Raw genomic sequence first — 19466 nt, forward strand, 5'->3', positions numbered from 1 at the left:
CTATCCCGAAATCGGTTATATGTCGGAGCCATGACGGGATGCCGCCAATGACTGTCGTCGAAACGCCAATTCGGGAAGTGCGCGGAAGCCACCGCTCGACCGCGGGCGTGCATCTCGTCGCGCGCGACTACCCCAAGGGCCTGCGGCTCGACCCGCACATGCACCGCGAGGCGCAGCTCGTCTATGCCGCAAAAGGCACGATGCAGGTGACCACGCCAAAGGGACGCTGGCTGGTGCCGCCGGATCGCGCGGTCTGGGTCCCGGCCCACCTCGAACACGCCATCGACGTGCTCGCAGACATCGAGATGCGCACCCTCTATTTCGACCTGCCCTGGCTGAAGCGCGAGCAGCGCGCCAAGGGGCTCACCAAGGAGTTCGTGGTGCGGGTGTCGCCGCTGCTGCACCAGGCGATCCTGGCGCTCTTCGATTCTCGCAATACGTCGGAGCGCACCGAGCTGCTGGTTCGCCTGGTGATGCTGGAACTGCACCAGGCCGAAGATTCCGCGACCTTCGTGCCGCTGCCGCGGGAGCCACGCTGCAGGCGCGCCGCCCTGATCGTGCTGGACGATCCGACCGGGAACCATGAGATCGAGGCGCTCGCGCACGAGGTCGGAACCTCCGCGCGCACGCTGTCACGGCTGTTTTCCTCCGAGACGCAGCTCAGCTTCAAGAGCTGGTGCCAGCGTGCCCGCATCGCGGCCGCGATCGAAAGACTGTCGACAGATGCCGAAGTCTCGGTCAAGCAGCTCGCCGCCCAGCTCGGCTATGCCAGCGTCCCCGCCTTCTCCGCCGCCTTCCGCCAGGTCACGGGACGGACGCCGACGGAGTTTGCGCGGAAGGATTGACCACGAGCACGCTGTCATTGCCCGCGAAAGCGGGCAATCCAGTATTCCAGAGACGGCAGTGATTGAACCGATAGGCCGCGGCGTACTGGATGCCCCGCCTTCGCGGGGCATGACAGTTTCCCCTTGGCGGCATAGCATCGCTTCACTTGGCGCATTGCCAGCGCTTGATTGTGATCGGCTTCCGCCTAAATCCCGTGTAAGCTTCTGCACTGCACAAACCGGATTCGAAAAGCCCAGATGGCCAACGCCTTTTTCTCCGACCTGCTCACCACCATCTCCGAGCGCGGCCGCACGCTGCTTCGCCGCGGTGACGCCTCGGACACAAGACAGGACGCCGACGGCCTGATCGAGCTCTGCGAGGCGCTGCTGTCGGGCCGAGGCGAGGCCTCGGGCACCGCGATGGCGCGCGAGGTGCTCGACCACTATCAGGACCTCGATGCGACCGGACGCCGCGCCTTCTTCGCGGCGCTGGTGCGCGATTTCGGCCCGGACCGCGAGAAGCTTGCCCAGACGGTCGAGAAATGGCGCACCCAGCCGAGCGACGAGGACGCCAGCGACCTGCATTTCGCTTCGGAGCCGCGGCGGCAGGAACTGATCCGCCGCCTCAATCGTGCGCCCGGCGGCACCGGCGATCTCGTGGCCATGCGCGCCGACCTGCTCGGCATGATGAACGGGCACACTGATCTCGCCGCGCTCGATCGCGACGTCGTGCATCTCTTGAGTTCGTGGTTCAACAGGGGGTTTCTCGTGCTGCGCAGGATCGACTGGTCGACACCGGCCAACATCCTCGAAAAGATCATCCGCTACGAAGCCGTGCACGAGATCAGCGACTGGGACGATTTGCGCCGCCGTATCGATCCGGTCGACCGCCGCTGCTACGCCTTCTTCCATCCGGCGTTGGTCGACGAACCCCTGATCTTCGTCGAGGTGGCGCTGACAGAGACGATCCCCGGCGCCATCGCGCCGCTGCTCGCGGTCGACCGCGAGCCGGTGCCGATCGAACGCGCGCGCACCGCCGTGTTCTACTCGATCTCGAACACCCAGCGGGGCTTAGGGGGCATTTCCTTCGGCAGCTTCCTCATCAAGCAGGTCGTCGAGGAGCTGCGCCGCGAGCTGCCCAAGCTCGACACCTTCGTGACGCTGTCGCCGGTGCCGGGCTTCATGCCATGGCTGAAGCAGGACAAGGACCTGCCGTTGTCGGACGAAGATCGCGAAATGCTGAAGCATCTCGACGAGCCGAAATGGTTCGATAATGCGGAGCTGACCGCGCAGCTGCGCGCCGTGATCGAGCCGCTCGCCGCCTATTATTTCCTGAAGGCGCGCACGTCGAAGGGCCGGCTGATCGACTCGGTCGCCCGCTTCCATCTCGGCAACGGCGCCCGGCTCGAGCGCATCAACTGGCTGGGAGACCTCTCGCCCAAGGGCCTGCGCGAATCCGCCGGCGTCATGGTCAACTATCTCTACCGCCTCGACGACATCGAGAAGAACCACGAGGCCTATGCCAACGACGGCACGGTCGTGGCATCGAGCGCGGTGAAGAAGCTGCTCAAGGGCGAACGGCGGCTGCTGGATATGCGGCTGTCGTAGGACGCACCTTCTCCCCACGCCGTCATTGCGAGGAGCCCTTGCGACGAAGCAATCCAGACCGCATCAGCGGAGAGATCCTGGATTGCTTCGCTGCGCTCGCAATGACGGAATGTGTTGCCACAGCCGGGCTACTCCGCCAGCGCCTTCATCTCCTGATAGAGATCCGACTTGCCCTCGAATCCGATGCCCGGGAGGTCCGGCATGGTGATGTGGCCGTTCTCGACGCGCACGCCGTCGGGGAAGCCGCCATAGGGCTGGAACAGATCGGGGTAGCTTTCATTGCCGCCAAGGCCGAGGCCGGCTGCGATGTTGAGTGACATCTGGTGGCCACCATGCGGGATGCAGCGGCTGGGCGACCAGCCATGGGTCTTCAGAACTTGCAGCGTGCGCTGGTATTCGCAGAGGCCGTAGGAGAGCGCGCAGTCGAATTGCAGCCAGTCGCGATCGGGCCGCATGCCGCCATGGCGGATCAGGTTGCGAGCGTCCTGGTGGCTAAACAGGTTTTCGCCGGTCGCCATCGCTGCCGGATAAAATTCTGCGAGTGCAGCCTGCAGCGAATAGTCGAGGGGATCGCCCGCCTCCTCGTACCAGAACAGCGGATAGTCCCGCAGCATTTTGGCGTAGGCGATCGCGGTCTCCAGATCGAAGCGGCCGTTGGCATCGACCGCGAGCTGCGCGTCCTTGCCGATCTCCTTCAGCACCGCTTCGATGCGCGTGCGATCCTCCTCGATTGGCGCGCCGCCGATCTTCATCTTGACGACGTTGTAGCCGCGATCGAGATAGCCGCGCATCTCGCCGCGTAGCATCGAGAGGTCCTTGCCGGGATAGTAGTAGCCGCCGGCAGCGTAGACGAACACGCGCGGATTGGCCTTGACGCCGTGACGCTCGGCGAGCAGGCGAAACAGCGGCTTACCAGCGATCTTCGCCACCGCATCCCACACTGCCATGTCGATGGTGCCGACCGCGACAGAGCGCTCGCCATGGCCGCCGGGCTTCTCGTTGGTCATCATCGCGGTCCAGACCTTGTCCGGGTCGAGATTGTCGCCGGCTGCATCAAGCAGCGACTTCGGATCGGCCTCGAGGATACGCGAGGCGAAGCGCTCGCGGATCAGCCCGCCCTGCCCGTAACGGCCGTTGGAGTTGAAGCCGTAGCCGACGACACGCTTGCCGTCACGCACGACGTCGGTGACGACGGCGACCAGGCTCGTCGTCATCTTGGTGAAATCGATATAGGCGTTACGGATCGGCGAGGAGATCGGCTTGGTGATCTCGCGGACGTCGACGATGCGGACCATGGGTCTCAGCCTTCATTGCTTGATAGGAACCTCGTCATTGCGAGCGAAGCGAAGCAATCCAGACTGTCTCCGCGGAAGGATTCTGGATTGCTTCGTCGCTTCGCTCCTCGCAATGACGAGCGGATAGAACGCGCCGAGCTTATTTCTTATCCCTGAAATACGGCTCAACGGGACCGTGCACCTTGATGGTCAGCGGGTTGCCGTGGCGGTCCTTGGCGTTGCCGGCGGTGACGCGGACCCAGCCCTCGCTGATGCAATATTCCTCGACATTGGTCTTCTCGATGCCCTTGAAGCGGATACCGACGTCGCGCGCCAGGATATCGGCGTTGTAATACGGGCTGTTCGGATCGACCGACAGGCGGTCCGGGAATTCGTCGCTCATGATTGTCTCGCTCACAACAGTGTCTCGATTTGTTGGCGCAGCCCCTCGGGCCGCGCGGTCGGCGCATAACGCGCCACCACCTTGCCTGCACGGTCCACCAGGAATTTCGTGAAATTCCATTTGATGGAGGCACCTAACAGGCCGGATTGCTGACGTTTCAGGTACTCATAGAGGGGATGCGCATTGGCGCCGTTGACGTCGATCTTGGCGAATAGCGGAAAGGTGACGTCGTAATTGGTCGAGCAGAACTCCTGGATCTCGCTTGCCTTGCCCGGCTCCTGGCCGCCAAACTGGTTGCAGGGAAAGCCGAGCACCGTGAAGCCACGCGGACTGAGGTCGCGGTGCAAGTCCTCGAGCCCGCGATATTGCGGGGTGAAGCCGCATTTGCTCGCCGTGTTGACGATCAGCAGCACCTGTCCCTCGAAGCGTCGCAGCGGCACTTCCTCGCCGAGAAGCGAGTTGGCCGAGAAATCGTAGATCGCCGACATCGTTGTCCTTTAGCCCACGGGATCGATCGGTGACGGCGGCACGCCGCCCGCCTCGATCGCCTCGCCGGCGAGCAGGCAGAGGTCCTCCCGATAACGGCCGGAGACGACATGCACACCGACCGGCGCCTTGCCGACGAGACCGGTGGAGACCACGAGGCCCGGCAGTCCCATGAAGGGAATCGCGATCTGCGGCAATTGCGCATCCCAGACCCGCTTGAAGGACGCCTCGTCCTTGCGATCGAGATGGTCAGGAAACGGCAATTCGCCGGAGACCGGCGTCAGCACCACCGCGTATTTTTCGAAGAACAGCATCCATTCGCGCGTCAGCGTCGCCCGGCGCATCAGCGCCTTGGCATAGGCCGCCTGGTCGAACGGGGTGACCTTGGCGCGGTTGCCGCGCAGGCAGGCGAGCGCGCCGGGATCGCCCTCGCGCTCGGCGGCTTCCACCGCCGCCTCATAACCGTCGCCAAGCCACAGCTTCGTCTGCCATTCAGCAGCTTCCCGCATCGGCGGGGTGTTCTCGATCACCTCCACCGTCCAGCCTGCCCGCTCCAGCCGCTTGCCGGCGTCTCTGAGCGCGGCCGTCACTTCCGGTGCGGTCGCGAGCCCATCCGGATTGAGGCACAGCGCCGCGCGCTTGGGCATCGCCGGTCCTTCGAGCGGCGCAGGCACCCACCAGGGGTCGCGCACGTCACGGGCCGCCATCGCGGCAAGCGAAATCCGCAGGTCATTGACGGTGCGCGCCAGCGGCCCGGAGACCGCGCTGATCTGCGGCCCGATCGGGCGCTCCGGCAGGGCCGCGTTGAAGGCGGGAATCCGGCCCATGGTCGGCCGCAAGCCGTGCACGCCGCAGGCATAGGCGGGGTAGCGGATCGAGCCCGCGATATCAGTGCCGTGGGCAATGTGGCCGATGCCGGCCGCTACCGCCGATCCGGCCCCGCCCGAGGAGCCGCCCGGGGTCAGCGAGGCATCGCGCGGATTCTTGGTGTCACCGTGGATCAGGTTTGTGGTGAACCAGCGATAGGAAAAGGCCGGGCAGTTGGTGCGGCCGAGAATGACGGCGCCCGCCTTGCGCAAATTGGCGACCACGGGGTTGTCGGCCTTCGCGATGACGTCGCGCTGGATCTTCAGCCCGTTCGTGGTGGCAAAACCCTCCTGGTCGACATTGACCTTCACCGTGACGGGTACGCCGGCCAAGAGGCCCGGATCCTCGCCCCGGGCGATCGCGCCATCGACCGCTGCCGCCTGCTTGAGCACGTCCTCCGGCCGGTGGTCGATCACCGCATTCAGCTTGGGATTGACGGCATCGAGCCGGGCAAGTCCCGACTTTGCGGCTTCGGTGGCGGAAACCTTCCTGGACCGGATGAGAGTGGCGAGGTCGGCGGCCGACAGGCGCCAGAGGTCTTGCATGGCATGCTCCGTGTGACCGGGTCTTTTAGCGCCGGTCAGGCGGCAAAGCCATGCGCATTGCGCAGGGGCGGAATCCGGATCGTCAGTGCCGGGTGGCGGATTGATCCGGCAGGTCCAGAAGCGCTTCCGTGAAAGGAAATTCCAACACGATCTCACCGTCGTCGTCGGTGACCTCGATGACCGCCTCGAGCAACGCCGGCTGGGTGCCTTCCGACTTCAGCACTTCCAAAATCATTTGGCGCGCCACTTCCCAGGCACGATCGGGATTGCGCAGGTCCTCGCCGTCAGGATCCACGATCAATTCGTCGCCGATGCGGGTGTTGAAGAAATATCTGGGCATGCCTGATCCAATGGGGTCGCCTGTAGCCGATTGAAAGCCGTTTCGTACTCACAACCGCTTTATCCGGACAGGGCTCACACCCTATCGTCGTTCTCTACATATCGTTGTACTTTGCGTGGGGTTGTTTTGCTGTTTTTGCGTCATCTCCGCGGCGCGGTCGGGCTTTTCCGTGTTTGCAGCGCAGCATTGCAGCTGTCTACTACCTAGGTCCCGGAAGATTTAACTGGCGAACTTTTCCGCCCGCAGTAGTTTAACGGGGGGACGGATACGTCCGATTTTCTCAAAAAAGGAGGCGCTCAATGGCCTGGAAAGCACCGAAGATCGTCGAAGTGCCGTGCGGCATGGAAATCAACATGTATGTGAGCGCCACCCGCAAGTAAGGGCGGCAGTTTCACGTTGAGCGCAGGTGGATCCTTCGGGTGCGCCACGTCCCCGGATGAGGGGAATTGTGTCAGCCTGAGATCCACCTCGACACGTGTCTCCAGGAGACGGAATTATGCTTCGCGTCGTCGTCCTGGGCGCCGCGGCTGGCGGCGGGGTCCCGCAGTGGAACTGCGGGTGCACAGGCTGCCGGGCAGCGCGCGCTGACTCCCGACAATTGCAGAGAACCCAGGCTTCGGTCGCCTTTAGCGCCGACGGCGACAACTGGTTCCTGATCAACGCCTCGCCCGACCTCCGGCAGCAATTCAATGCCACGCCGCAGCTTCACCCCAAACCGGGCGCGCTGCGCCACACGCCGATCGCCGGCGTGATCCTGACCAATGGCGAGGTGGACGCGGTGGCGGGACTCTTGTCGATGCGCGAGGGCTCGCCGTTCACGATCTACGCCCATGACAAGGTGCTGGCGATCCTGAAGGCCAACAGCATCTTCAACGTGCTGAACGAGAAGAACGTCAAGCGCCAGCCGATAGGGGTCGATGAGCCGTTCGAGCCGCGCCTTCCCGACGGCGCACGCTCCGGCATCGAGGTGGTTGCGTTCGAGGTAGCAGGCAAATCGGCCTGGTACCTGGAAGGCAAGGCGCATCCCGGCGGGAGCAGTGGCGCCGGCGACACGCTGGGCCTGAAGATCACGGACAAGTCGACCGGCAAGAATTTCTACTTCCTCGCTGCCTGCGCCGAGGTCACCGACGCGTTGAGAGCGCAGATTGCCGGCGCATCGCTGGTGTTCTTCGACGGCACGGTGTGGCGCGACGACGAGATGATCCAGGCCGGGCTCGGCCAGAAGACCGGCAAGAGCATGGGGCATGTCGCGATGTCCGGCGAGGACGGCGCGATCGCGCGGCTCGCCGGCCTCGATATCGACAGGAAGATATTTCTGCATATCAATAACTCGAACCCGGCGCTGCTGCCCTCCTCGCCCGAGCGCAAGGCGGCCGAACATGCGGGCTGGCAGATACCCGCCGATGGAACGGAGATCGTGCTGTGAACGCCATGACGCTGCCCGGAATGACCGCACTCTCGATCGGCAAGGACATCAGGCTCAACTCGGCCGAGGAACTCGAGGCGACGCTGCGCCACATCGGCGCGACCCGCTATCACAGCCTGCATCCGTTCCATAAGCTCCTGCACGGCGGCAAGCTGAACAAGGGCCAGGTGCAGGCCTGGGCGCTCAACCGCTACTATTACCAGAGCACGATCCCGCTCAAGGACGCGGTGGTGATCTCGCGCTTTCGCGACCGCGCCACGCGGCTGGAATGGCGCCACCGCATCGAGGATCATGACGGCGATGTCGGCAGCGAGGGCGGCATCGAGCGCTGGCTGAAGCTGACCGAAGGCCTGGGCCTCGACACGGCCTATGTGGAATCGACCGAAGGCATTCTTCCCGCAACGCGCTTTGCGGTCGAGGCCTACGTGCATTTCTGCCGCGAGAAGAGCCCGCTGGAGGCGATCGCCTCCTCCCTGACGGAGCTGTTCGCGCCGAGCATTCACGAAGAGCGCATCAGCGGCATGCTGGAGCACTATGATTTCGTCAATCCTGATATCATGAGCTACTTCAAGCGCCGCCTGACCCAGGCGCCGCGCGACGCCAATTTCGCGCTCGACTATGTCAGGAAGCACGCCAGGACTCCCGAGGAACGCGCGGCCGTCTGCAACGCGCTGATCTTCAAGACCAACGTGCTGTGGGTGCAGCTCGACGCGCTCTATCATGCCTATGTCGACGGGCACATTCCGCCGGGCGCCTTCGTGCCCAAAGCAAGCTGAAGAGGATAAGCAATGGCCGGGCCGCGTCACATCAGCGTCAGCGAAGCGAGCCGGCCCGTGCTGCCGCGGCATGCCAAGCTGAAATACGACGAGACGCGGAAGGTCTGGGTGATCCTGGCGCCGGAACGGGTGCTGGCGCCGGACGAGATCGCGGTCGAGGTCCTGCAGCTCTGCGACGGCATCCGCAATGTCGGCGATATGGCCGACCAGCTCGCCGCGAAGTATGCTGCACCACGCGATGCGATCCTGAGCGACGTGATCGCCATGTTGCAGGACCTTGCAGACAAGGGCTTTCTGACCGAAGCCCGGGAGAAGACGTCATGAGCGACGTACTTGGCGACCCCGGCGTTCCCCACGATGTCAGCGATAGCCTGGCGGTGCTCGAAAAGCAGCGCTCGACGGCGGAGACGTTCGGCATTCCGCTCGCCGTCCTGCTGGAGGTCACACATCGCTGCCCGCTGCAATGCCCCTATTGCTCCAACCCGGTCGAGCTCGATCGCGCCGGAAAGGAACTTACGACCGAGGAGTGGAAGAGGGTCTTGACCGAGCTCGCCGAGATCGGCGTGCTCCAGGTCCATTTCTCCGGCGGCGAGCCGACCGCGCGGAAAGACCTCGTCGAGCTCATCAAGCATGCGAGCGACACCGGCCTCTATACCAATTTGATCACTTCGGCCGTATTGCTGACGCGCGACAAGCTGGGCGAGTTCGCGGATGCAGGCCTCTGCCATGTGCAGATCAGCTTTCAGGGCACCGAGGATATCGCCGCCGACCGCGTCGCCGGCTACAAGGGCGCGCATCACAAGAAGCTCGAAGTCGCTAAGTGGACACGCGAGCTTGATCTGCCGCTCACCGTGAACGCGGTGATGCACCGCCAGAACCTGCACCAACTCCCCGACATCATCCAGATGGCGGTCGATCTCGATGCCGACCGGCTCGAGGTCGCCAACGTCCAGTACTACGGCTGGGCGCTGAAGAACCGCGCCGCGCTGATGCCGACGGTTGCGCAGCTCGACGAGACGACCCGTATCGTCGAGGAGGCGCGCGAGCGCCTCAAGGGCACGCTCGCGATCGACTATGTCGTGCCGGACTACTATGCGCTGCGGCCGAAGAAGTGCATGGGCGGCTGGGGCCGGCAGTTCTTCAACATCTCGCCCGCCGGCAAGGTGCTGCCCTGCCATGCGGCCGAGAGCATCACCGGGCTCGACTTCGAGTCCGTGCGCTCCAATCATTCGATCGCCTGGATCTGGCAGAACTCGGACGCCTTCAACCGCTATCGTGGCACCGGCTGGATGAAGGAGCCGTGCAAGACCTGCGAGTTCCGCGAGATCGATTTCGGCGGCTGCCGCTGCCAGGCCTTTGCACTGACGGGCGATGCGGCCAACACCGATCCGGCCTGCGCGCTATCGCCGCTGCACGAGACCATCTTCAAGCAGGCCGAGCGCGAAGCCGAAGGCGAGACCAACCGCTTCCTCTACCGCAACTTTGCCGGTGGCACTTGGGAGTCTGGCGAGAATGGCGCCTGACGCCGAGGCGGCCAAATCGGCCAAACGCGCCGATCCCTTTGCGCCGCTGACTTCGGAAATGCTCGCCGTCTCCGACGGTCACGAGATCTATGTCGAGAGCGTCGGCCGCGCCGACGGCATCCCGGCCGTCTATCTGCATGGCGGCCCCGGCAGCGGCTGCCAGCCCGACCATCGCCGGCTTTTTGATCCTGAACGCTTCCATGCCGTGCTGTTCGACCAGCGCGGCGCCGGCCGCAGCCGGCCGAAGGGCTCGCGCGAGCACAACACCACGCAGCATCTCGTCGCTGACATGGAGGCGATCCGCCAAAGGTTCGGTTTCGAACGCTGGATGGTGATCGGCGGCTCCTGGGGTGCGACGCTGGCGCTCGCTTACGCGCAGGCCCATCCCGACCGCGTCTCGGGCATCGTGCTGCGCGCAACCTTTCTCGGCACGCGAGCCGAGGTCGAAACCGGCTTCACGTCGCGGCTGCCGCAATTCTATCCCGCGCTCAACGAGGACTTTTTGAGCCTGCTGTCAGCCGAAGAGCGAGAGCGGCCGATCGAAGCGCATTGGCGCCGCATTCTCGATCCCGATCCTGACATCCATGGCCCCGCCGCGCGGGCCTGGCACGACACCGAGCGCACCCTGTCCGAACACAAGCCGGCGCGCACGCGGCTCGATCTCGCAACCATCAACGTGTGGCGCACGCTGCCCGCGACGCCCTTCATGGAAGCACACTACTTCATCAATGACTGCTTCATGGCGCCGGATCAGCTGCTGCAAAATGCCGGCAGGCTCGCCGGCATTCACGGCATCATCATCCAGGGCCGCTATGATCTGTTGTGCCCGCCCGAGATATCTTGGGCGCTCGCGAAAGTGTGGCCGGGTTCCGAGATCCGCATCGTGGAAGAGGCCGGGCATTCGCTCTATGATCCCGGCGTGAGGGACGCCGTGATGAGAGCGATCGCGGACCTTGCTTCGAAGGCCGCGCGATAGAACTCTCATCCTGAGGAGCGCTCCGAAGGAGCGCGTCTCGAAGGATGAGGCCGAGATGCTACAGTGGCGCCTTCATGGTTCGAGACGCGCGAAGACGCGCTCCTCACCATGAGGGTCTGCAAGAAGGACAACAAGAAGAATGCCGCTCGCCGGGAAGGGCATGCTGCTGACGTCGATGAATATCGACGCGGAGCATGAGGCCGATTTCAACCGCTGGTATGATCGCGAACATCTCGCGGAGCGTGTTGCGATCGAGGGTTTTCTGGAGGCGCGGCGCTATGTCGCTCACGCTGCCAGCCCCAAATATCTCTGCCTCTATTCGACTGCGACGCTCGACGTGCTCGACAGTCCCGCTTATCGGGCGGGGCTTGCAAGCCCGACCGACTGGTCGCGTCAGACCATGGCACGGTTCGAGAACATGATCCGCGCGGTGGCGCGCATCACCATCAGCCGCGGCAGCGGACGCGGCGTCGCGCTCGGCGTGGTACGGCTGCGCCCGACGCCCGACAATGCCGGACGATTGCGCGATGCACTGCGGGAAAAGCTCGCGCCGGAAAAATACGACGGCATCATCTCCATGCATCTGCTGGAGAGTGATGCAGAGCTTTCCGGCCCGACGGCGGAGATCCCGTCGGTGCGCAGCCCGGGCGCCAACGACTGGTTCGTGCTGATCGACGGCACGCGCGTCAGCGCCGTCTCTGCCGTGATTGCCGAACGCTTCACCGGCCCAGCAGCATCGCCGTCCTCGCTTCCCGTTTCCGTCGGCACCTACTGCCTGATGTGGGATCTCGCCAAGAGCGACATCAAGAGCGACATCAAGAGCGATACCGCGCGCGGGTGATGTCTCATCACACGTATCGCGAGATGCTGCACCGCCGCATAATGTTTGCTTCTGTTGATGCTCTCTGTGCGTAGCTCCTATGAATGCGGAGCATTGCCCAAATTTGCCTTTGTGCGAGCCTCGGAATGGTTCTAATAAGGTAAGCCTATGATCCAATTTAAGAACCATATCGACGCGTAAGCGTTCGCCAAGCTCAAGAAGGCCGCAGGGCGCTTGAGCCTGTGCGGACAGGGTAGGAATGAAACCGACCGATATTTCGGCCCCAGACTACTTTCACAAAGTAGTCGATTGCCAGTGGGCCTGTCCCGCGCACACCCCGGTTCCCGAATACATCCGTCTGATCGCTCAAGGCCGCTACAGCGACGCCTATATGATCAATTGGAAATCGAACGTGTTTCCCGGAATTCTGGGACGCACCTGCGATCGTCCATGCGAGCCAGCGTGCCGTCGCGGACGCGTCGAGGAAACTCCGGTGGCGATCTGCCGCCTGAAGCGCGTCGCGGCCGACTTCAAGGATGACATCAAGCAGCGCCTGCCGCGTCCCTCGCCTAAGAACGGCAAGCGCATTGCGCTGGTTGGCGGTGGCCCGGCGTCGCTGACGGTGGCGCGCGATCTCGCGCCGCTCGGCTATCACTGCACCGTGTTCGATGCCGACCCCGAAGCCGGCGGCATGATGCGCACGCAGATCCCGAAATTCCGCCTGCCGAATTCCGTGATCGACGAGGAGACCGGCTACATCCTCGAGCTCGGCGTCGAGTTCAAGGGCGGCCACCGCATCGAGAGCATGAAGGCGCTGCTGGCCGACAAATACGATGCGATCTTCGTGGGTTCCGGCGCGCCGCGCGGCCGCGAGCTTGACATTCCCGGCCGCAAAGAGGCAGCCGCGAACATCCATATCGGCATCGACTGGCTGTCCTCCGTCTCCTTCGGTCACATCGACAAGATCGGCAAGCGCGTGATCGTGCTCGGCGGCGGCAACACCGCGATGGATTGCTGCCGCACGGCGCGCAGGCTCGGCGGCGAGGACGTCAAGGTCATCGTGCGCTCCGGCTTCGAGGAGATGAAGGCTTCGCCCTGGGAGAAGGAGGACGCGATCCACGAGGACATTCCGATCCTCAACTTCCTCGTCCCCGTCGCCTTCGTCCACGACAACGGCAAGCTCACCGGCGTCACCTTCCAGAAAGTGCGCGCCGAGTACGACGCCAAGGGACGCCGCAACCTCGTTCCGTCAGGCGAGCCCGACCAGACCCTCGAATGCGACGACGTGCTGGTCGCAGTCGGCCAGGAGAACGCGTTTCCCTGGATCGAGCGCGACTGCGGCATCGAGTTCGACAAGTGGAACATGCCGAAGGTCGATCCCAAGACCTTCGTCTCGACCAACCCAAAGGTCTTCTTCGGCGGCGACGCCGCCTTCGGGCCGAAGAACATCATCTGGGCGGTGGCGCACGGCCACGATGCCGCGCTGTCGATCCACAGGTTGCTCTCGGGCGAAGACATCAACGAGCGCCCGCTGCCGGAGGTGCACGTCACCTCGCAGAAGATGGGCATCCACGAATGGAGCTATGACAACGATATCTCGCCGGAGAAGCGCTTCAAGGTGCCGCACCGCGACAAGGTGGTGGCCCTGAAGGACATCCGTGCCGAGGTCGAGCTCGGCTACGACGTCAAGCTCGCGCTCGGTGAAGCGCATCGCTGCCTGAACTGCGACGTGCAGACCGTGTTCGCCACCTCGCTGTGCATCGAGTGCGATGCCTGTGTCGACATCTGCCCGATGGACTGCATCACCTTCACGGAGAATGGCGAGGAGGCCGATCTCCGGCAGAGGCTGAAGGCGCCCTCGCCGCACCTGAACCAGGACCTCTACGTCTCCGGCGACCTCAAGACCGGGCGCGTGATGGTGAAGGACGAGGACGTCTGCCTGCATTGCGGACTGTGCGCCGAACGTTGTCCCACCGGCGCCTGGGACATGCAGAAATATCTCATCGATATGACTTACGCAGGATCATCATGCCCGACAAAAAGCCGATCAGCAGCGTAAACGACTTCGTCGTCCGCTTCGCCAACGTCAACGGCTCGGGCTCGGCGTCGGCCAACGAGCTGTTTGCCCGCGCGATCCTGCGCCACGGCGTGCCGGTCTCCCCGCGCAACATCTTCCCCTCCAACATCCAGGGCCTGCCGACCTGGTATGAGGTGCGGGTGACGGAAGCCGGCCATCTCGGCGCCCGCGGCGGCGTCGACATGATGGTGGCGATGAACCCGCAGACCTGGGACAAGGACGTCGCCGGCATCGAGCCCGGCGGCTATTTGTTCTACGATTCCACCAAGCCGATGCCGTCGACCAAATTCCGCGACGACATTACCGTGATCGGCGTTCCCCTGACCGCGATCGCCAACTCGACCTATACCGATCCGCGCCAGCGCCAGCTGTTCAAGAACATCATCTATCTCGGCGCGCTCTGCGCGCTGCTCGACATGGATCCCAAGGTGATCGAGCAGCTGATCGGCGAGCAGTACAAGGGCAAGGAGAAGCTGCTCTCTTCCAACGTCCATGCGCTGCATCTGGGGCGTGACTGGGCGCTGCAGAACCTGAAATGTCCGATCGGGCTGCGGGTGAAGAAGGCCGACAAGGTCGGCGATCGCATCTTCATCGAGGGCAACAGCGCCGCGGCGCTCGGCGCTGTCTATGGCGGCGCGACGGTGTGCGCCTGGTATCCGATCACGCCGTCCTCGTCGGTTGCGGAAGCCTTCACCAGCCATTGCAAGAAGTACCGGCACGATCCTGAGACCGGCAAGGCGAAATACGCGATCGTGCAGGGCGAGGACGAGCTTGCCTCCATCGGCATCGTGATCGGCGCCTCCTGGAACGGCGCGCGGGCCTTCACCGCGACGTCGGGCCCCGGCATCTCGCTGATGACGGAATTCATCGGCCTCTCGTATTTCGCCGAGATCCCGGCGGTGATCATGAACATCCAGCGCGCCGGCCCCTCGACGGGCATGCCGACCCGCACGCAGCAATGCGACATCATCGCCTGCGCCTACGCCTCGCATGGCGATACCAAGCATGTGCTGCTGTTCCCGGAAGACCCGGCCGAGGCGTTCGAGTTCGCGGCAGCCGCGTTCGATCTGGCCGAGCGGCTTCAGACCACGATCTTCCTGATGCTCGATCTCGATATCGGCATGAACCACCGCCTCTGCCGTCCGCTGAAGTGGGACGACGCGCGGCAATATGACCGCGGCAAGGTGATGACCGCGGAGATGCTGGACGAGGGCCGCGACTTCGGCCGCTATCTCGACGTCGACGGTGACGGCATCCCCTACCGCACCTATCCCGGCACGCATCCGACCAAGGGCTCCTATTTCACCCGCGGCACCTCGCGCGACCGCTATGCGCGCTACTCCGAGGAAGGCACGGTCTATGCCGACAACATGCAGCGCCTCGTGCGCAAGTTCGAGACCGCGCAGGATCTCGTGCCGCGGCCGCTGCAAGCCAATGCGGAACGACCGACCAAATATGGCGTGATCTACTTCGGCTCCACGGCGCCGGCGATGGACGAGGCGATCGGCCTTCTGGAAGCGCGCGGGCATCAGCTCGACCGCTTGCGCATCCGCGCCTTCCCGTTCCATTCCAGCGTGGCGAGCTTCCTCGCCGAGCACGATTTCGTCTACGTCGTCGAGCAGAACCGCGACAGCCAGCTCCGTCAGCTCATCGTCAACGAGAACGGCATCGACCCGGTGCGCCTCGTACCGATCGTGCATTACGACGGCTCGCCGATCACCGCCCGCTTCATCGCAAAAGCCATTGGCGACCACCAGGATCAGCTCAAGGTGACCCCTCTCCGCAAGGCCGTGTCATGACCTACATTGCAAAGCCGAAATTTCATCACCCGGGCCTGAAGAAGAACGAGCTCGGCTACACGCATCGCGACTACGAGGGCAAGATCTCGACGCTGTGCGCCGGCTGCGGTCACGACTCGATCACGGCCTCGATCATCGAAGCCTGCTACGAACTCTCGATCGAGCCACACCGGGTGGCGAAGATTTCCGGCATCGGCTGCTCGTCGAAGACGCCGGACTATTTCCTCGGCAATTCACACGGCTTCAACTCCGTACACGGCCGCATGCCTTCGGTGCTCACGGGCGCCAACCTTGCCAATCGCGACCTGATCTATCTCGGCGTCTCCGGCGACGGCGATTCCGCCTCGATCGGCTTCGGCCAGTTCGCACACTCGATACGGCGCGCCGTCAACATGACCTATATCGTCGAGAACAACGGCGTTTATGGCCTCACCAAGGGCCAGTTCTCGGCCACAGCCGACCGCGGCTCGAAATCCAAGAAGGGCGTCACCAACACCGACAACGCCATCGACCTCGTCGCGATCGCGCTGCAGTTGGGGGCGACCTTCGTCGCGCGCAGCTTCTCCGGCGACAAGACCCAGCTCGTGCCGCTGATCGCCGCGGCGATCCGCCACAAAGGCGCGTCCTTCATCGACGTCATCAGCCCTTGCATCGCCTTCAACAATCACACCGGCTCGACCAAGAGCTTCGACTATGTCCGAGAGCACAACGATGCAGTGAACCGGCTCGATGTGCTGGTCGGCCGCGACCCGATCAGCGTCGATTACGCGCCTGGCTCCGTGCAGGTCGTCGAGCAGCATGACGGCAGCAAGATCGCGCTGCGCAAGATCGACGCCGACTACGATCCGCATGACCGGCTAGGGGCGATGACCTTCCTCCAGAAGCACGCCGCCAAGGGGCAGATCGTCACGGGACTGCTTTATGTCGATCCCGAGGCGGATGACCTGCACGAGCACCTCAACACCGTCGAGACGCCGCTCAACACGTTGGAGGCCGACGATCTCTGTCCGGGTTCGGCGGTGCTGGACAAGATCAACGCCAGCCTGCGGTAGTACGCTCCGCGTCACTTAGCGGCTTGTGATCGACTGCTGCAGCGCAGCTCTGTGATTTTGTCTACAGCTTCGTCGCGCCAAGCGAGAGTTCGCTCACTCGATGGCTTCATCGGCGCTCGCAAGCAGCGCCGGCGGCACCTCGATCCCCAAGAGCTTCGCCGTCCTCAAATTGAGGACGAGCTCGAATTTTGTCGGCGCCTGCACTGGAAGGTCGGCCGGCTTCGTTCCGCGCAGAATCCTGTCTGCATAGGAAGCGACCTCGCGAAACAACTCCGGGAAATCCAGCCCGTACGACATCAGTGCGCCGCTTGCCGGAAAGCTGCGGAACGGATGGATGCTGGGAATGCGCAGCTCGTTGGTCAAATTGACGATCAGATCCTGATGCAGGATCGGCAGAGAGTCGGGTAGCGTCATCAGGCCGGCCCTGGGCGAACCACCGGCGCCGCGAATGGCCCGCTCGATCTCGCCGGCATCGCGGACGTAGATCGTCTGCACGTTCACGCCGGTTTCGCGCCCGTCGCTCTCGATCTGGCGAACGAACGGCGCGCTGGTGTTGTTGTCGGGATTGGCGATCAGGACGATGCGCTCGATCGTCGTGTCGGCGGCCTTCAGCAGATCGACCCATTTGCCCCCGACCGCGAGTTCGAAATTCGTGAAGCCGGTGAGGCTTCCTCCGGGATGTGACAAGGACGTCACCACGCCGAGTTCGACGGGATCAGCCACCAGCAGGAATACGACGGGTATCGCGCCAGAGTACTTGCGCATTGCCTCGAGCGTGGGACTGCCCTGTGCGATCAGCAGGTCCGGCTTCCGCTGCACCAACGAAGCAGAAGCATCCGAAAGGGAGGATGCCATCGGTTTGGCCAGCCGCAGGTCGAACTCCAGATTGTCGCCGTCGCGCCAGCCGAGCTCGCCCAGCCGCTCCAGGAGCGCGGCGCGGAGCGGCAGCAATTGCTGCTCGCTGAACGAGGAGACCATGCCGACGAGCTTCCTGCGCGGCACTGGCTGGGCGTTCGCCGCAAGCCATGGCGTGGCCGCCAGGAGCCCGATTGCGCGGATGAAGGCGCGCCGGATCATGCGCGGCCCGGATTGGCAAGAGTCGAACGCATCACGCGCGTGTACCAGCATTCGGCCTCCAGGGGATAGGTAAAATCCGGGCCCGCGCGGCGCGCCAGGCCATCGCGGACAGGTGAACGCATCCGGTTCGCGTAGCGACTAACCGCCAAATACCCCGCCGGCGGCCAGCCGGACCTCATCGGCTCGAAGCGTTCGGGAACACACATGAAGCTTCCCCTCCTCGTCGTCCTCACCCTCGCCGCTCTCGGCGGTACCGGCCGCGCCCAGGAGGCCACCAAGGCCCAGTCCGACGCTTTTGACACGCGCATGTTTGCGGGCGCGCCCGGCCACAAGGCCTATGCCTGCTTCGTCCGCCGTTACGATGCCGTGCATCTGGCTCGCCATCCGAAGCAGAAGGTTGCCTCCATGAAGCTGCTGGTCTCGGCCGAGTACGAGCAAGAGGACAAGGAGCTGCACTACGCCTTCCGCCTGGGCTTCCGATATCGGCACCGCTCGGGCGAATTCGACTCCTCCGGCTCCTGCGGCCACGCGCTGTTTCAGGACAACGGCGACGAGGTCCGCTTCGGCTGCGGCGTCGACTGCGACGGCGGCGGGATCGGGATCGCGCTGTCGAAGGACGACAAATCGGCGATCGTTCGACTCGAGCGCGTCAAGGTCTGGCAGAACAACAAGCTTGACGACGACGCCGAGGAATCGCTGGTCGCCGGCGCCGACGACAAGATTTTCCGCCTCGACCGCACCGACACCAGCGAGTGCGCCTCGCTCGTGACCGACCGCAAGGAACTCGCCGCGCTTCGTCACAAATGATAGGTTCGCCCCGATCTGGAGAACCGCCATGAACCGCCGTAATATTTTGTGGAGCGCAGCATCGGCTTTGGGCACGGCCCTCGCCGCGTCGCGCGCAAAGGCTGCGACCGAACCGACGCCAGCGGACAGGCTGAAGGTCGTCTATCATTTGAGCGATGCCGAGAAGGTCAATTTCGTTCTCGGCAACATCCAGAACCACATCGACGGTGTCGGCGGCCCCGAACACGTGACGATCGCGCTCGTCATCCACGGCCCGGCGCTCAAGGCGTTTCACTCGGCGCAAGCCAATCCCGACGTCAGCAAGCGCGTCGGCGATTTCGCCAGGGACGGTGTAGAGCTCGCTGCCTGCAGCAACACCATGAAGGCGCAGAACATCACGCTGAAGGATCTCTTGCCCGGCTTCGTCAGCGCGGTGAAAGGCGGCGTGGTCCGCCTCGCGGAGCTGCAATCGCAGGGGTATTTGTATTTGAGGCCGTGAGTTCGACAGAGGTTGGTGTCGCCGTCCCAAGCTCAGCTGTCATCGTCCGGCTTGATGTTTAGACCGGACAGATCACTGACGGGTGTTCGGAGACATAGCTGACACATCAACATTGGCTGGATTGGTCGATTCGGGGTCCGTCCATGCCGTGGAACGAGGTGTCAGTAGTGGATCAGCGACGCGAGTTCGTGCGACTTGCCTTGCAGGAGGGGGCGAACCGCCGGGAGTTGTGCCGGCGGTTCGGCATCAGTCCTGATGTCGGGTACAAGTGGCTGAGACGATGGCAGGCCGGCGATCGGGAACTGGCG

The 19466-nt window shown here is 63.8% G+C and carries 21 protein-coding genes; 15 read left to right on the forward strand and 6 right to left on the reverse strand.

The window, feature by feature from the left end; genetic code table 11:
• Window positions 1–47 precede the first annotated feature (47 nt).
• Both YUU_RS0111285 and YUU_RS0111290 read left to right on the forward strand, forming a co-directional pair.
• Window positions 48–845: a helix-turn-helix transcriptional regulator gene (locus tag YUU_RS0111285; protein WP_035661996.1), complete on the forward strand. Its 798-nt coding sequence runs from the start codon at window positions 48–50 to the stop codon at window positions 843–845.
• 237 nt (window positions 846–1082) lie between these two features.
• Window positions 1083–2432 (forward strand): malonyl-CoA decarboxylase, encoded by a 1350-nt coding sequence (locus tag YUU_RS0111290; RefSeq protein WP_027522465.1) that lies wholly within the window; start codon window positions 1083–1085, stop codon window positions 2430–2432.
• Window positions 2433–2560: 128 nt separating this feature from the next.
• Here YUU_RS0111290 and tarD read toward each other — a convergent pair whose 3' ends face one another.
• The 5 genes from tarD to YUU_RS0111315 all read right to left on the reverse strand — a co-directional run bounded on the left by tarD (window position 2561) and on the right by YUU_RS0111315 (window position 6347).
• Window positions 2561–3727, reverse strand: coding sequence for a D(-)-tartrate dehydratase (tarD, locus tag YUU_RS0111295; RefSeq protein WP_035661998.1), 1167 nt, complete (start codon window positions 3725–3727; stop codon window positions 2561–2563).
• A 139-nt stretch (window positions 3728–3866) separates the two neighbouring features.
• Window positions 3867–4109, reverse strand: a complete 243-nt coding sequence (locus YUU_RS0111300; RefSeq protein ID WP_029674077.1) for a DUF3297 family protein — start codon at window positions 4107–4109, stop codon at window positions 3867–3869.
• An 11-nt stretch (window positions 4110–4120) separates the two neighbouring features.
• A complete protein-coding gene (locus tag YUU_RS0111305; RefSeq protein ID WP_027522467.1) occupies window positions 4121–4597 on the reverse strand; it encodes a glutathione peroxidase in 477 nt (158 codons plus the stop codon).
• Window positions 4598–4606: 9 nt separating this feature from the next.
• A complete protein-coding gene (locus YUU_RS0111310; RefSeq protein ID WP_027522468.1) occupies window positions 4607–6007 on the reverse strand; it encodes an amidase family protein in 1401 nt (466 codons plus the stop codon).
• Between the two features lie 82 nt (window positions 6008–6089).
• Window positions 6090–6347: a hypothetical protein gene (locus tag YUU_RS0111315; protein ID WP_027522469.1), complete on the reverse strand. Its 258-nt coding sequence runs from the start codon at window positions 6345–6347 to the stop codon at window positions 6090–6092.
• A 299-nt stretch (window positions 6348–6646) separates the two neighbouring features.
• On the opposite strand from YUU_RS0111315, the gene pqqA reads away from it, so the two are divergent.
• The 10 genes from pqqA to YUU_RS0111365 all read left to right on the forward strand — a co-directional run bounded on the left by pqqA (window position 6647) and on the right by YUU_RS0111365 (window position 16796).
• Window positions 6647–6727 (forward strand): pyrroloquinoline quinone precursor peptide PqqA, encoded by an 81-nt coding sequence (pqqA, locus tag YUU_RS50650; RefSeq protein ID WP_007595659.1) that lies wholly within the window; start codon window positions 6647–6649, stop codon window positions 6725–6727.
• Window positions 6728–6843: 116 nt separating this feature from the next.
• Complete coding sequence (gene pqqB / locus YUU_RS0111325; RefSeq protein ID WP_027522470.1) at window positions 6844–7773, forward strand: pyrroloquinoline quinone biosynthesis protein PqqB; 930 nt, start codon at window positions 6844–6846, stop codon at window positions 7771–7773.
• Window positions 7774–7793: 20 nt separating this feature from the next.
• On the forward strand, window positions 7794–8549 hold the full coding sequence (pqqC, locus tag YUU_RS0111330; protein WP_371260481.1) for a pyrroloquinoline-quinone synthase PqqC: 756 nt from the start codon (window positions 7794–7796) through the stop codon (window positions 8547–8549).
• Window positions 8550–8561: 12 nt separating this feature from the next.
• Window positions 8562–8873: a pyrroloquinoline quinone biosynthesis peptide chaperone PqqD gene (gene pqqD, locus YUU_RS0111335; RefSeq protein WP_027522472.1), complete on the forward strand. Its 312-nt coding sequence runs from the start codon at window positions 8562–8564 to the stop codon at window positions 8871–8873.
• On the forward strand, window positions 8870–10072 hold the full coding sequence (gene pqqE, locus YUU_RS0111340) for a pyrroloquinoline quinone biosynthesis protein PqqE (protein WP_027522473.1): 1203 nt from the start codon (window positions 8870–8872) through the stop codon (window positions 10070–10072). Before pqqD ends, pqqE begins: the two co-directional genes overlap by 4 nt.
• Window positions 10062–11048 carry a prolyl aminopeptidase gene (gene pip / locus YUU_RS0111345; RefSeq protein ID WP_027522474.1) on the forward strand — a complete coding sequence of 329 codons (987 nt, stop codon included), beginning with the start codon at window positions 10062–10064 and terminating at the stop codon, window positions 11046–11048. Before pqqE ends, pip begins: the two co-directional genes overlap by 11 nt.
• Window positions 11049–11187: 139 nt before the next feature.
• A complete protein-coding gene (locus YUU_RS0111350) occupies window positions 11188–11889 on the forward strand; it encodes a DUF4286 family protein (protein ID WP_027522475.1) in 702 nt (233 codons plus the stop codon).
• A 238-nt stretch (window positions 11890–12127) separates the two neighbouring features.
• The gene (locus YUU_RS0111355; RefSeq protein WP_027522476.1) at window positions 12128–13927 is read left to right on the forward strand and encodes an FAD-dependent oxidoreductase; all 1800 of its coding nucleotides are present in this window, start codon (window positions 12128–12130) and stop codon (window positions 13925–13927) included.
• Complete coding sequence (locus YUU_RS0111360; protein WP_027522477.1) at window positions 13897–15744, forward strand: 2-oxoacid:acceptor oxidoreductase subunit alpha; 1848 nt, start codon at window positions 13897–13899, stop codon at window positions 15742–15744. The genes YUU_RS0111355 and YUU_RS0111360 overlap by 31 nt, the downstream gene beginning before the upstream one ends.
• Complete coding sequence (locus tag YUU_RS0111365) at window positions 15741–16796, forward strand: 2-oxoacid:ferredoxin oxidoreductase subunit beta (RefSeq protein WP_027522478.1); 1056 nt, start codon at window positions 15741–15743, stop codon at window positions 16794–16796. The genes YUU_RS0111360 and YUU_RS0111365 overlap by 4 nt, the downstream gene beginning before the upstream one ends.
• A 93-nt stretch (window positions 16797–16889) precedes the next feature.
• On the opposite strand, the gene YUU_RS0111370 is transcribed toward YUU_RS0111365, so the two are convergent.
• The gene (locus tag YUU_RS0111370; RefSeq protein ID WP_027522479.1) at window positions 16890–17924 is read right to left on the reverse strand and encodes an ABC transporter substrate-binding protein; all 1035 of its coding nucleotides are present in this window, start codon (window positions 17922–17924) and stop codon (window positions 16890–16892) included.
• Between the two features lie 153 nt (window positions 17925–18077).
• Here YUU_RS0111370 and YUU_RS0111375 point away from each other — a divergent pair, with 153 nt between their 5' ends.
• The 3 genes from YUU_RS0111375 to YUU_RS56290 form a co-directional block, all read left to right on the forward strand.
• The gene (locus YUU_RS0111375) at window positions 18078–18680 is read left to right on the forward strand and encodes a hypothetical protein (protein ID WP_027522480.1); all 603 of its coding nucleotides are present in this window, start codon (window positions 18078–18080) and stop codon (window positions 18678–18680) included.
• A gap of 28 nt (window positions 18681–18708) precedes the next feature.
• Window positions 18709–19158, forward strand: coding sequence for a DsrE family protein (locus YUU_RS0111380; protein WP_027522481.1), 450 nt, complete (start codon window positions 18709–18711; stop codon window positions 19156–19158).
• 143 nt (window positions 19159–19301) lie between these two features.
• On the forward strand, window positions 19302–19466 hold a 165-nt coding region (locus YUU_RS56290), incomplete at its 3' end, for a helix-turn-helix domain-containing protein (protein WP_156944228.1).

Origin of the sequence: Bradyrhizobium sp. Ec3.3 (assembly GCF_000472925.1) — a bacterium.
Classification (GTDB): domain Bacteria; phylum Pseudomonadota; class Alphaproteobacteria; order Rhizobiales; family Xanthobacteraceae; genus Bradyrhizobium.